The 13,359-nt window shown below is 66.5% G+C and carries 12 protein-coding genes; 5 read left to right on the plus strand and 7 right to left on the minus strand.

Features of this window, described 5'->3' with window-relative positions; translation table 11 throughout:
- Positions 1-552 (plus strand): hypothetical protein (locus ABIE65_RS12290; protein WP_354078011.1); only part of this gene is annotated, 552 nt, incomplete at its 5' end.
- On the opposite strand, the gene ABIE65_RS12295 is transcribed toward ABIE65_RS12290, so the two are convergent.
- From ABIE65_RS12295 to ABIE65_RS12305, 3 genes are all read right to left on the minus strand, one after another.
- The gene (locus tag ABIE65_RS12295; protein ID WP_354078453.1) at positions 459-1,394 is read right to left on the minus strand and encodes a ribbon-helix-helix domain-containing protein; all 936 of its coding nucleotides are present in this window, start codon (positions 1,392-1,394) and stop codon (positions 459-461) included. The two genes, ABIE65_RS12290 and ABIE65_RS12295, sit on opposite strands and share 94 nt — an antisense overlap.
- Positions 1,395-1,547: 153 nt before the next feature.
- Positions 1,548-2,036, minus strand: a complete 489-nt coding sequence (locus ABIE65_RS12300; protein ID WP_354078012.1) for a hypothetical protein — start codon at positions 2,034-2,036, stop codon at positions 1,548-1,550.
- Positions 2,037-2,065: 29 nt separating this feature from the next.
- Positions 2,066-2,779 carry a universal stress protein gene (locus ABIE65_RS12305; protein ID WP_354078013.1) on the minus strand — a complete coding sequence of 238 codons (714 nt, stop codon included), beginning with the start codon at positions 2,777-2,779 and terminating at the stop codon, positions 2,066-2,068.
- A 400-nt stretch (positions 2,780-3,179) separates the two neighbouring features.
- On the opposite strand from ABIE65_RS12305, the gene ABIE65_RS12310 reads away from it, so the two are divergent.
- Positions 3,180-4,061, plus strand: a complete 882-nt coding sequence (locus ABIE65_RS12310) for an isocitrate lyase/PEP mutase family protein (RefSeq protein ID WP_354078014.1) — start codon at positions 3,180-3,182, stop codon at positions 4,059-4,061.
- Positions 4,062-4,072: 11 nt separating this feature from the next.
- Here the strand turns inward: ABIE65_RS12310 and ABIE65_RS12315 are convergent, their stop codons facing one another.
- From ABIE65_RS12315 to ABIE65_RS12325, 3 genes are read right to left on the minus strand one after another with little or no spacing between them, the layout of a single operon-like run.
- Positions 4,073-4,900, minus strand: a complete 828-nt coding sequence (locus ABIE65_RS12315) for a polysaccharide deacetylase family protein (protein WP_354078015.1) — start codon at positions 4,898-4,900, stop codon at positions 4,073-4,075.
- On the minus strand, positions 4,897-5,556 hold the full coding sequence (locus ABIE65_RS12320) for a hypothetical protein (RefSeq protein ID WP_354078017.1): 660 nt from the start codon (positions 5,554-5,556) through the stop codon (positions 4,897-4,899). Before ABIE65_RS12320 ends, ABIE65_RS12315 begins: the two co-directional genes overlap by 4 nt.
- Positions 5,557-5,564: 8 nt before the next feature.
- Positions 5,565-6,542, minus strand: a complete 978-nt coding sequence (locus ABIE65_RS12325; protein ID WP_354078018.1) for an LLM class flavin-dependent oxidoreductase — start codon at positions 6,540-6,542, stop codon at positions 5,565-5,567.
- Between the two features lie 144 nt (positions 6,543-6,686).
- On the opposite strand from ABIE65_RS12325, the gene ABIE65_RS12330 reads away from it, so the two are divergent.
- Genes ABIE65_RS12330 through ABIE65_RS12340 form a run of 3 tightly spaced genes read left to right on the plus strand, consistent with a single transcriptional unit; the run spans position 6,687 to position 10,396 of the window.
- Positions 6,687-7,550 (plus strand): O-methyltransferase, encoded by an 864-nt coding sequence (locus ABIE65_RS12330; RefSeq protein ID WP_354078019.1) that lies wholly within the window; start codon positions 6,687-6,689, stop codon positions 7,548-7,550.
- Positions 7,551-7,598: 48 nt separating this feature from the next.
- Entirely contained in the window at positions 7,599-9,767 is a 2,169-nt protein-coding gene (locus tag ABIE65_RS12335) for a protein-disulfide reductase DsbD family protein (RefSeq protein ID WP_354078455.1), read from the plus strand.
- Entirely contained in the window at positions 9,764-10,396 is a 633-nt protein-coding gene (locus ABIE65_RS12340; RefSeq protein ID WP_354078021.1) for a redoxin domain-containing protein, read from the plus strand. Before ABIE65_RS12335 ends, ABIE65_RS12340 begins: the two co-directional genes overlap by 4 nt.
- Before the next feature lie 57 nt (positions 10,397-10,453).
- Here the strand turns inward: ABIE65_RS12340 and treY are convergent, their stop codons facing one another.
- The gene (gene treY / locus ABIE65_RS12345) at positions 10,454-13,351 is read right to left on the minus strand and encodes a malto-oligosyltrehalose synthase (protein WP_354078022.1); all 2,898 of its coding nucleotides are present in this window, start codon (positions 13,349-13,351) and stop codon (positions 10,454-10,456) included.
- Between the last annotated feature and the right edge of the window lie 8 nt (positions 13,352-13,359).

Genomic DNA, 13,359 nt, shown 5'->3' on the forward strand with positions numbered 1-13,359 from the left:
GCCGGTGGGCAGTCTGATCAACGTCACCAGCAGGGGGTCATTTTTGAACGCCGATACCCCCGCCAAGGGGGTCAAACTTGCACGCCGAAACACACCGACGACATGATGCAGATCATCCGTAGCTATCGTCTTTTCTTCGATCGTAAGCCCGTTCTCGACCTGCGGCCCTTGCGGCTGGTGGCGCCGGACGATGTACCGATCATGTCGGGCCGTGTCGGCTATACCGGTGGCTACTGGCTCCACCCCGAGTGGCGCGGCCGCGGCCTCTCGCGCCTGTTGCCGCGGATCAACCGGGCGCTGGCGCTACGACACTTCGATCTCGACTGGCTCTTCTCGCTTGGGCGCGACACCGAGAGATGGGCGCGCGTCGCGCGGGAGGATCTGGCAATGCCCAACCGGTTCTCGTGTTTCGATGGCTACTTTCCCGGCCGTGGCGAGGACGGTAAGTATGCGGTCTTCTACGCCGACCGAGGCGATCTGCTGTCCGTGATCCGCGCCGATGTCGGTGATGATATCGGGATCGGTGCAGGCGGCGCGGAACGCGCCGCCTGACCTCGTGTCTCCACGGGGATCTGCAGGCCGAGAAGCTTGTCGTTGAAGATGCTGGGCGTGGTGCGGAGACCGCGCACGATCGTCGCAATCCGAACGACGCGTCCCGTTTGATCGCCGAGCGGCAAGGCCAAGCGCACATATGCGCGGTTTACCCCGGCGTGGCGCTGCGAGATCGACGCCACATGCGGCTCGGCGGACTGTTTCACCTCCTGCGTCTCTTGCGCGAGAGACTGGGCGTGAAGCTTGAAGCTCAAATCGCCGATCGCCTTCTGGCCTGCGAACGCCTTGAACTGCATGGAAGTTGAGGAGAGATGTGAGAGCAGGAAGCCTTCGGGGGTGTCCGGTGTGGTGTCGATGATGTTGACGGTACCGCGTGCCAACTCATCCGCGAATGGACCGGTCAACAGTTCATCGTAGCGCGGCAGGCGACCGAGCGCCCGACGCCGCATAACCCACTGCCAATAGGCGAGGAACATTCCCGATTGAGGGGTGAGATCGAGCCGATCGCGGTTCCAGATCGTCCGGCGATCAAAGTCTTCCTTATCGCGGGTATAGCTGCTGCGGTAGCGCGGGTCGCGATGTACGGCTTCATCCGACGGCAGCGGACCGATGATGCTGTGAACGCGCCGTTCGCTCGCCTGCTGCCAGTAGTAGAGAAGGATGAAAACGCGCACAGCTGCGGTATAACTAGATGATCCGTGGCCGAGATAGATTCCCGTGCACAATTCTTGAATCGTTAGCGATTGGGTATTCGCGATGTCGACCAGACAATTCCAAAGTTCTGGCTCGAGCCGAATGCTGGTGCGCCTGTCTTGGATCGTCACATTGTGTGTCACGAGCATCGACACCTACACGCCCTCCCACGCCCTGAATGTTTCCAGCCCAGCGCGGGGCGTGTCCCACCTCACGCGAAGTTGATCCTACATCGCTACGCGTGCCCTGAGGTAGCGCAAACAACAAAAGCTATCTGCCTCGTCGGAAGCGGGCGGGCGGCGCTACCGGTGAGCGATGGCCTTGGCGAAGCAGGTGCCGGCAACCTTATGGCCCTCCGTCTCAAGCACATGTCGCAACCACGCAGATTCGTGCGGCACCCGCGTGAGCAGCGTGGTGCAACCGAGACTACGCGCGTGTTCCTCCGCCTGCCTGATCAGCAATGGTGCGAAACGCGCCGGGTCCAGTGGATGGCCCGATGCGAGGTCGTCCAAGAACAGGGCATAGCCGTGCTGCAGGGTGCGCTGGGCGGTAAAGCGGCAGATGGCCCGGATATAGCCGCGGCCACACACCACCAGCAGCGTCCCGGCAGTCGGCGATGCGTCGTGACACAGCGCCGCCCAGTCGTCATAAGTCAGCGCGGGGTTGCAGAATCGCGCGAGGGGATAGGCTTGCGCGACGCGTGCCACGGTCAGCAGCTCAATGTGTACGGCGTCACCGTCGCTGGCGTGGGGCCCGGCCGATCCGGGAGAAGGGAGATGCCGTTCATCCACGGCTGGTGCCCTCCAACTCGCCCAAAACGTCAGTGGCTGAGCAGGATCGGCACATCCGCGGCGGTCATGACGTGGCTGGTCACGCCCCCGAGAATCATCTGCCGCATCCGGCTGTGTGTATAGGCGCCCATTACGATCAGGTTCGCCCCCAGCCGCGCGGCCTCCTGCAGGAGCGCCTCGCCGGGGTCGCGATAGTCGGCAGCGAGCGTGGCTATGGAAGCGGAAATGCCATGCCAGGCAAGATAATCTGCCAGCTCCGACTTCGCAGGCGGAGTGTCGGGATGCTCGTGGAGTTGAATAACGTGCACTTTGGCGCACCGCCGAAGGGCCGGGAGCGCAGCACCCACTGCACGCGAGGCCTCGGCGCTTCCATTCCAGAAGATCGCGGCGGCATCACGGCGTACCGGCGCGCCGTGAGGTACCAGCAGAACCGGGCGCCCGCTACCGAACAGCGCCGCCTCGACAGCCGCCTGTCCGTCGACGCCGCTCGTCCCCGGGCGGCCCAGCACGATCAGATCCGCCAGCCGTCCGGTGGTCGGAACGATGGTTTCGAGCCGGCCGACGGTCTCTGTCCAGCGCGTCGTAAGCGTCTCCGAAGCGCAGGGCTCGGCCGAGATGTCTGCTCCCGATCGGACTCTCCAGGCGTCGAAGGTCGCCCGCGCATGCTGGGCGCGCCGGTCCGTGTCCTGGGCCGCTTCGTCCAGCATCCGCTGCACGAGATCGGGGGACAGGCCTTCGCCCACCAGAGGTATCGCCTCCCGCGGATCGCGTCGGACGTGGAGGACTTCGACGTGACCTCCATCGAAGGCTGCGGCCGCATGATCGAGTAACGTCGTGTCCGCGTCGCTCCCTGTCACGACCGCCAGGATAACCGCCATCGTCGCCTCCTTGGTACGGTCTCTAGCGACGACGCGACGTCGCGTTCGTTGCCCACGCAAGGGTGATGGCGAAGGCCGTCATTCCAGCCACCACCATCGAGAGGAAAGCAATCTCCGAACCGGTCATCGCAACGCTCCATTGCTTCATTGCCCGTACAGAATGGCGGTTCGCAGGGCGGGACACCTTGATATGAATCAAGATCAAAATCAGAGGTGGAAGGCCGGCATCTCGTGGATGCGGGCCATAAGAAAGGAGCTCAAGACGATGACCAACGTTCGAGGGGAGGCCCTGCGGGGTATGCTGGCGGGCGGTGAGTTCGTGCTGGCGCCGGGGGTGTTCGACGGGATCTCCGCACGGCTGGCGGATGGGATGCCGTTCCGGGCGCTCTACATGACGGGGTATGGCGTGACCGCCTCGCATCTGGGGCTGCCCGATGCGGGGCTCGCGACCTACACGGACATGGTCGGGCGGGCGCGGGTGATTGCGGGGCTGACGGAGAAGCCGGTGATCGCCGACGCGGACACGGGTTATGGCGGTCTGTTGAACGTGCGGCATACGGTCCGCGGCTACGAGGATGCCGGCGTCGCGGCGATCCAGATCGAAGACCAGGAGATGCCGAAGAAGTGCGGCCACACGCCGGGCCGCCGCGTGATCCCGCTGGACGAGATGGTGCTGAAGATCCGTGTCGCGGTCGAGAGCCGCAGCAGCGCGGACACCCTGATCGTGGCGCGCACCGACGCGCGCACCAGCCTGGGCCTGGACGAGGCGCTGCGGCGCGCCGCGGCGTTCCAGGCGGCGGGTGCCGACATCATCTTCGTCGAGTCGCCGGAGAGCGAAGAGGAGATGCGGCGCATCGGGCGCGAGGTCGACGCGCCGCTGCTGGCCAACATGGTGCCCGGTGGTCGCGGACCGGCGATCGACGCAGACACGTTGAAATCCTGGGGCTTCGCCATGGCGATCTGGCCGGAAGCCGGGTTCACCGCCGCGGCCGAGGCGATGCGCCGCGCCTATGGGCACCTGCTGGCGCACGGCACGACCCAGGGGATGGACGTTCCCACCCTGTCGCTAGCCGGCCCGATGCACGAACTGATGGGCTTCCCGGACGTGTGGGACTTCGAGAAGCGGTGGGCGGTGCCGGGGAAGTAGAAGGCGGGCGGTCAGCCGCGGGCAGCGTACTCGTCCGCGGCCTCCTCCATTGTCATGAAGACCGCACCCTCGTCGAGCAGGCGGCGGATCAGCCGTTCCAGCATCATGATCCGGTGACCGCGGCCGATGACGTAGGGGTGGCAGGTGTAGGTCAGCACGCCCCAGTCGCACGTCTCCTTCATATAGAGGAAGTCGTCGATCCAGTTGGTCAGCACGCTGCCCGTGTCGCGCAGGCCGGGGGCGACGCTGTTGCCGATCCGCACATATTCGAAGTGCGGATAGTCGTCGAGCGACCAGCTGATCGGCATCTCGATCAGCCGCGTCTCACGGCCGAACACCATGGGCTCGTCGACGGTGACGATATCGCCGGTGCGTGCGCGGTAGGGCAGGTGGTCGTGGCCCATCATGCTGCTGTCGTAGACGAAATCGTGCGCGAGCAGCAGGCCGATGGTGTGCGGCGACAGGTCCCAGGACGGCGAACGGTAGCCGCGGGCCTTGCGCCCGGTGAGTGCCTCGATCGCCTCGTTGCCGCGGACGAGGCCTTCCTCTTCCTCTTCGCGGCTGAGGTTGGCCGGTGGGATGTGGCTCCAGCCGTGATGGCCGATCTCATGGCCGGCCTCGGCGATCCGGCCGCTGACCTCCGGATATGTTCGCAGGACGATGCCGGGCACGAAGAACGAGGCCCTCAGTCCGTATTTCGCCAGCAGGTCGACCAGCCGCTGCGCTCCGACCGCACCGAACTCGCCGCGCGACACGGGCGTCGGCGACATCTGGCCGCGCGCCGTGAAGCCGGTCATGGCGTCGAAGTCGAATGTCAGACAGGCGATGTGGCGGCTCATCTGGAATCCTCGTACACGGATGGATGCAGGACAGGCGCGTAGCCCGCGGCCAGCGCGGCGACGGTCGACGGCGGCGTCAGGACGGTGACATCTGCATTCGCAGGGCGGCGCTCCGGCCGGCCGTAGCCCTCGAAACGCCAGGGTAGCAGGTGCTCGCCCAGAAGGAGAAAGGCGGTGCCAGCGCCGTCAGCGCCAGCAACGACCGTGCCGTCGGGCAGGGCGTCGATGTTGCCGGTCCAGGTGAGCTTACGGCGGGTGCGGGGGACGACCCGTTCGGTGTGGAGGCGGGAGTCGATGTCCGCGACGCGCGGCGGAGCCTCGGCCGCCCAGCCGTTGCCCGCTGCCCACGCGTCACGAAAGGCGAGGAAGGCGCGGCGGCGGCATTCGAAGCAGGGACGATGCCCGGCGGCCAGGGCCGTCGCCTCGTCCAGGAAGAACAGCTCGGTGTAGCGGTTGGGCGCCATCACCTGCCGATGGCGACCGCGGAAGTCCGTCCTGCAGACCAGCCATGCCTTCAGCCGCCAACGTGCCGTACCGACACGTCCGTCGGCGTCGTGCAGGATGCCGCGATTGCCCATGAACGTGCCGCGCACCGAAACGGCGCGGATCTCGCCGAACGGGTCGACGCGGTTCTGTCGGGGCGACGGCTGCGGCATCGCCGAGCCTAAAGGATGTCGGCCAGGAGAGGCTTCACCTCGCGCGCGAACCGTTCGATCTGCCGGTCGCGTTCCTCGTAGGGGCCGACCAGATCCATCACGATGTGACGCACCCCGGCATCGTAGAAGGCGTGCAGCCTCTCGGCCACGTCTTCCGGCCGGCCGATCGCGGCGTAGCGTTTGGTGGCCTTGCTGAAGTCCATGGCGTACCGCGTGCTGAGCGTCTTGTTGGCGGCCTCGAAGGCGGCCTCGTAGCTATCGTCGATGCGCGCGAAGAGCAGGTGCGCGGTGTCGAACCGGTCGATGCTGCGGCCCGCCTCGCCGGCGAAGGTCTCGATCTTGGCGAGGGCTTCGGCGAACATGTCGGGAGTGATAACATAGGATACGTAACCGTCGCAGAGCAGGGCTGCGCGCTTGAGGGCCGCGTCGGTGCGTCCCCCGACCCAGATGGGCGGGCCGCCGGCCTGGCGCGGCGGCGGCAGCATCAGCGTCTCCGGGAACTGGAAGAAGCGGCCCTGGTGCGCAACCTTCTCGCCGCGCCAGAGCTTGCGTACCACCTCGATGCCTTCGTTGACCCGGGCGCCGCGTTCCTTGTGGGGGATGCCGCTTGCGGCGAACTCTCCCGGGAATTCGCCGCCGACACCGACGCCGAAAACGAACCTGCCTTCGGTAAGGTGATCGAGGGTGGCGATCTGCTTGGCAACCGGCGTCGGGTGTCGCAGCGCGAGGAGGTAGACGCAGGTGCCGAAGGTGAGCCGCCGGCTGAACGCCGCCGCCTGGGCGATCTGCAGCAGCGGATCCAGGATCGGGATTGCGAAGGCGATGTGGTCGCCGGTGAAGAGCGAGTCGTAGCCAAGGCCGTCAACAAGTTCGACGAGGTGGCGCAGTTCGTCGATGCTTGGCTCCCACGGTCCCGTCGCCGGCTCGCTGCGGCGGTGCAGCGTCATGATGCCGGTCTTGAGCTTCGAGGCGAGCGGCAGGGTCACGCGTCTTCTCCCTTGGGATTCTGCTTCGGTGCGGGCAGCATCGCACGCGTCGTCCCTCCCTTGAAGGGGAAGGGCCTCCTCGCAAACGGGACCTGCCGATGACCAGATCGCCCCATGCCGTCGCGACCCAAGGACGAAGCGCCCATGCCGATTGATCCGGGGGACCCGACCAGTGCACGGTCGGATGGGCTGCCCGGCGCGCCGCCCGGCAGTGCGCTCTCAGACAGGCTCGACCCGCTGCAGCGGCTGCGCGGGCATGTCGTGAACTTCATCGTCGGCCGGCGCAGCCGCTGGGCCGAGAGGCGGCTGCGCGCCAACCCGGTGCTGTGGGACCTGTTGACCCGGGTGGCGCACGGCACCGAGGTGACCGGCGCTTCCTATTCGGACTACTGGACCCTCTACGAGCAGGTGCGGGAGCAGAAACCGGTCGAGATCCTCGAGATGGGAACGGGCATATCGACCGTCGCGATGGCGCAGGCACTGCGCGAGAACGAGGCCGAAGGCGCGCCGCGCGGGCGGATCACCTCGATGGAGGAGGATGCCTATTGGCATGGCGTGGCCGTGGAACGGCTGCCCCAGGAGATGCGGCCTTATGTGGAGATCCTGCACAGCCCGAAGGTCGACGGCTTCTACAAATGCTTCCGCGGCGTTCAGTACGAGAGCATTCCTGATCGCCCTTACGATTTCGTCTTTTCCGACGGGCCGGAGCGCCACTCGCCGGTAAACGGCGACAAGCTGTTCGACCTGGACCTGATCCACGTGGTGCGGCGCAGCGACCGGCCGGTGCGGGCGCTCGTCGACAACCACTATTTGACCTTCTACGTCCTGCAGAAGGTGTTCGGACCGAAGCTCGCGCGTTACAGCGTGCCTCACCGGCTGTTGTTCGTCGGGCCGGTGACGCGGGCGGACGTGCGCTTCCTACGGCATGAGAATTTCCTGCCGGACCTACGACTGACCGGTTCCACCATCTTCAAGCTGCGCATGTCGCGCGCGGACGGTGACAGTTAGGTGATCGTCGTTGACCCTGCAGCACGGTGCTCCCAGGTGATCCGGATGATGATCCTGCGCTCGATCCGCCGCGGCATCGCGGCCCTCGCATGTCTCGCGGCAGTGGGTGCAGCAGGCGCCCAGGCGGCGGAATCGCCGCCGAGCATCACCGACCTGACCGAAGCCCGTCTGATTACCGAGGGCACTGCCGTTCCCGGCGGAACCGTTTGGGCCGCCCTGCTGCTCGACCATGCCCCGAAGTGGCATTCCTACTGGCGCAACCCGGGCGATTCGGGGCTTCCCACCACGATCGAATGGACGCTGCCGCAGGGATGGTCGGCAGGGGAGATCGTCTGGCCAGCGCCGCACCGCATTCCGACGGGGCCGTTCGTCAACTACGGGTTCGACGGCGAGGTCCTGCTTCCGGTGCCGCTTCGCGTGCCGGCCGACGCCGTGCCCGGAAGCACGGCGCGGGTCGAGGCCTCCGCCCAGTGGCTCGTCTGCGCCGACATCTGCATCCCTGAAGAAGCGAAGCTCGCGCTGGACGTGACCGTCTCCGGTCCGCCAGCAGCCACCGATGGCGCCTGGGCCGGTCGCTTTGTCGAGGCGCGCCAGCACGCGCCGAAACCGAGCCCCTGGTCGGCCGTAGTGGATGGCAGTGCCGACACGCTGCTGCTCCGCATCGACGCCGCCGGTCTCGATCGTGACCGCCTCGGCGACATCGCCTTCTTTCCGTACGACCCCGACGCGGTGGAGCACGCGGGCGAGCAACGGGTTTCGATCGACGCCGACGGGCTGACCCTTTCGATCCCGAGGGGCATCGACAAGGGCAAGCCGATAGCGCCCATCGATGGCGTGCTGGTGGTTGAGGAGAGGCTGGGCTCGAATACCGTTCGGCAGGCCTTCCTGGTCGAGGCGTCGGTTGGAACCGTCGCGCCGCCGCCGGCATCCGTTGCTGGCGCAGTAATCGGGGGCCTGACGTCCGGATCGATCGGATTGGCTCAGGCGGGACTGCTGGCGTTGGCCGGAGGCCTGCTGCTTAACCTGATGCCGTGCGTCTTTCCCGTGCTGTTCATCAAGGCGCTGGGGGTCGCCCGTCTCGGTGCAGGGCATCGTCGTGAGGTGCGGCTGCACGGACTGGCCTACACGGCGGGCGTGCTGGCTACCTTCGGTCTCCTGGCTGGCGGGCTCGTCGCACTGCAGCAGAGCGGCGCAGTGATCGGATGGGGCTTCCAACTCCAGCATCCGGCCGTGATCCTACTGCTCGCGTATCTGATGGTGGTGATCGGCCTGAATCTGGCCGGTGTGTTCAGTGTCGCCGGCGGAGCGAATCTCGGCGCGGGTCTCGCCGCGCGGCAGGGGCATGCCGGTGCCTTCTTCACCGGGGCCCTGGCGGTGATCGTCGCGACGCCGTGCACCGCACCCTTCATGAGCGTGGCGCTCGGGTTCGCCGTGACGCAGCCGCCGCCCGTGGCGATCGGGATCTTCCTGGCGCTCGGGCTGGGCATGGCATTGCCCTTCCTGCTGCTCAGCCTGTTCCCTGGTGTCGCCCGGTTCCTGCCCAAGCCGGGTGCCTGGATGGAAGCGTTCAAGCAGTTCCTCGCCTTCCCGATGTTCGCCACGGCCGCTTGGCTCGTGTGGGTATTGGCCCAACAGGCGGGCCCGACCGGCGTCATCGCGGCACTGGGTGGTATGATCCTCATCGCCTTCGGCGCCTGGTTGTGGAATCTCGCGCCGCGCGGAGCAGGCCGGATCGTCTCGCGCGCCGTCGGCGTCGTCGCCTTCGTGCTGGCGCTGCTCCTCGTGCGGTTTCCCGCCGAGGCTCCGGCACAGGCGGATGCCGTCATCCGTTCGGACGGGGCGGTCGCCTGGGAGCGGTTCGACCCCGCGCGGATCGGCAGCCTGCGCGCCGACGGCAAGGCCGTACTGGTAAACCTGACCGCGGCCTGGTGCATCACCTGCCAGGTCAACGAACGCTTAGCCTTGTCCTCCGCCGCCGTCGGTGCGGCGCTCGCCGATGGCGGGATCGTCCCCCTCAAGGGCGACTGGACGAACGGCGACCCGGTCATCACGCGCTATCTCGCGGAATTCGGTCGGAATGGCGTGCCCTTGTACGTCCTCTACCCGGCCGATCGCGGCGGAACCCCGATGGTCCTGCCGCAGCTTCTGACTGAGGCGATCGTCCTGGACGCGATCGTCGGTCTCACCGCCACCACCGATGGGGACGCACGGACATGAAGCGACAGAGTCATTTCCTTGGGTTTATGTGTGCCGCCGGGCTCGCTGCGCAGTTCGCGCTCGCGGGTACCGCCGCGGCCGGCACTGCCGCCGTCGGCGAGCCGGCACCGGACTTCCAGGCGGTCGACACTAACGGCAAGCCGGTGAAGCTCTCCGACTATCGGGGCAAGACCGTCGTGCTGGAGTGGACCAACCACGAGTGCCCGTTCGTCCGGAAGCACTACAATGCCGACAACATGCAGGGCCTGCAGAAGACGACGACCGGCGACGGTGCCGTCTGGCTGACGATCGTGTCGTCCGCGGAAGGTGAGCAGGGTTACGTGACACCGGTCGAGGCGAACAAGATCATCGACGAGGAAAAGGCCGCACCGACCGCCAAAATCCTCGATCCGAAGGGCGACATCGGCCGCGCCTACGGTGCTCAGGTGACGCCGCACATGTACGTCGTCGACGCACAGGGCAACCTCGCCTACGCTGGCGCGATCGACGACAAGCCGTCGACCAAAGTGGCCGACGTCAAGACCGCGCGGCCGTACCTCAAGGAAGCCTATACGGCCGTCACCAAGGGCGAGACGCCCGATCCGTCCCTGACCCGTGCCTACGGCTGCACGATCAAGTACGCCAGCTGACCGTTATGCGGCGCGGCGGCTTAGCCGCGCCGCATACTGTGGTCTTGGCTGCCGCACTCACGGTTGCCCGGGTACCTGCCAACTGAGGAGTGCCACCGGTAAGGTGTCGAGCAGCGTGTCGAGCTTGATGAAGCCGTCCCGTTCGATCGGCACCTTTTTGGTGGAGAAGGCGTCCGTCACCACTGCACCGTCCGGGAGGCCTTGCAGGGGAAGCCGCATCCCTTCGAAGGCGGCGGCAGAGACGGTCATCGATCCCTCGTCGCTCATGAACGTACTGCACAGACGCGGCACCAGCACGAGCATCCCGCTGCCGTCGGCGAGGTTTCGCCGGAACGCGACGATCCTCGCGCTTTCGCCGCCTTCGGCCTCGACGCCCGAATAGTCGCCGGCGGCGAACAGCTGCGGTGAGGTTGCCCGCAGCTGCAGGATCCGGGCGATGACGAACTGCTTGATGCGGCCGTCGCGCCATTCCCGAAGAAGCGGCGCAGGGTCCCGCACACGCGCCGCCGCCTTCAGGGCGTCGAAACGTGCGACATAGTCGACCGGGCGCCGATTGTCCGGGTCGACGAGACTGAGATCCCAGTATTCGGTGCCTTGGTAGACGTCCGGGACGCCCGGAGCGGTCAGCTTCAGGACGGTCTGACTCAGCCCGTTCAGCGCCCCCGCCGCTGCGATCCCCTGGTGAAAGGCTGCAAAGTCCGCCAGGAAGGTGCCGCTGCGCTCCCGGTCGAGCGCGGCACGCACGAAATTCTCCAGGCCGTCCTCATAGTCGACCTTGGGAGCCGTCCAGTTCGTGCGTGCCTTCGCCTCTCGCACGGCCTTGATCATGTAGGCAACCACGCGATCAGGCAGATCGGCCATGTCTTGCTCGGCCAGCGGCCAGACACCGACGAGCGCCTGATAGAACAGGTACTCGTCGTTGCGGCCGGGGGCCGGTCGGCCGTCGACATCGCGGACCTTGAGCCGGTTGAGCCGGTGCCAGCGCCGGACTGCGCGGCCCCAAGCCTCCGGCATCTCGCTGAGGACGTTCAGTCGCGCCCGCACGTCCTCGCCGCGCTTATGGTCATGCGTGGCGGTCGCCAGCATCGAGAAGGGGTGGTTCTTCAGGCGGTCGGCGTTGAGATAGTGAAATGCCGAGGGGGACACGCCAAAACGCTCAGGTTCGCCGCCGACCTCGTTGAGCGAAATGAACCGGTTGAACCGGTAGAGCGCCGTGTCCTCGAAGGCCTTCGCCATCACCGGGCCGGTGAGCTGCTGGAACTTCATCGCGGCATGGATGACGTCCGCTCGGCGATAGGGACGGCCGGGCTCGCGCTTGAGGTCGGTCGCGACCAGGGCGGCGACGAAATCGAAGATCGACAGGTCGTCGGCTGTCGAATCGCGGCGCGCCTGGGTCATCGCCCAGTTGAGATAGTGCCGGTCGCGTTCGTCGACGCCGTCGCCTGTCACGTAGGTGCGGTAGACCGGAAAATGCGCGATCAGTTCGGTCAGCGCATCGCGCACTCCCTGCCGCGTGAAGTCGCGCGTCGTCAGGCTCTGCCGGGCGATGCGGTAGACCATATCGGTCAGGACGTTCAGTTCGCTGGACAGGTTGTTGCGCAGGATCTGCCGCTTTGCGGCAATCACCATCTCGGGGAAGTCGGACGGGCGGCCCAGGAACCGCTCGTAGATCTCGGTCAGCGGCTCCATGGCGGACTGGTCGACGAAGACGCCGTTGACCAGGTTCATGAACTCGTAGCCGGTGGTGCCGTCGACCGGCCATTCGGGCCGGAGGTGCTCGTGCGGCGCCAGGATCTTCTCGACAAGGAGGTAGATCGGGTGTCGCGGCTGCTGCCCCTGGCCCGCGGCGGTGGCCTCGCGCGGCGGCACGAGATAGGCGGCCCGATCCTGCAGGCGGCGGCAGTACTCCAGCGGGTCGTACAGTCCGTCGATATGGTCGAGACGGATGCCCTGGAGCTTGCCCTCGGCGATGAGCTGGAAGATGAGCCGGTGGCTGATCTCGAACAGTTCCGGGTTTTCAATCGCAAGTCCGGCGAGATCGTTGATGTCGAAGAAGCGCCGGTAGTTGATGTCGTTCGACGCCACGCGCCAATAGGCTATGTGATAGGCCTGTCGCTCCAGCAGGGCATGCAGGTCGCGGAAGCTGGCCGGATCTCCGGGCGTGCCGTCCAGCCGGTCGACCACGCGGTCGATCGCCGCCGCGATGTCACCATCGGATTTCGCCAGGGCCGCCAAGCCATAGCGCAGCGCATCAGCTTCGCGGCGGAGCATGGCCGCCTGCCGGGCACCGCGCGGCTTCGCCGTCAGTCGAGCGAAACCGGCCACCAGCGGAGCGAGCGCCTTGCCGGCGCCCTCCGTTTCGGCCTGGACGGCGCGCAGGATGCGGGGATAGTCGCGGACGGCGATGGGGAAGCGGTGTTCGAAATACCAGACGCTGAACGAGCCGTTGTCGCGGTCGAAGCGCAGCACCAGTTCGCCGCGTTCGAGCACGTTGCCATAGTGATCCCCGAGCAGGGGCAGCAGCACCTTGCCGCGGAGATGTTCGACCGTGGGCGACCAGTTTATGTCGAAGAAGCCGGCATAGGGGCTCGACTGGCCCCATTCGAGAACGTCGAGCCACCAGGGATTGTCCGAACTGCCGATGCCCATGTGGTTCGGAACGAAGTCGAGGATGAGCCCCATCCGATGGGCGTGGAGCGCCGCCACCATCCGTTCGAACCCCGCAGCATCGCCGACCTCCGGGTTGAAGCGGTTGTGGTCGACGATGTCGTAGCCGTGGCTCGATCCAGGTCGTGCCGCCAGGAAGGGTGAAGCATAGACATGGCTGATCCCGAGACTGGCAAGGTAGGGCACGAGTGCCGTGGCGTCGTCGAAGCCGAACTCCTTGCGAAACTGGAGCCGATAGGTGGCCCGTGGCAGCGGCGGCGGGCCCGGCGGCGTCTTCTCCTCGGCCACTATGTCTC

This window comes from Constrictibacter sp. MBR-5, from assembly GCF_040549485.1.
Classification (GTDB): domain Bacteria; phylum Pseudomonadota; class Alphaproteobacteria; order JAJUGE01; family JAJUGE01; genus Constrictibacter.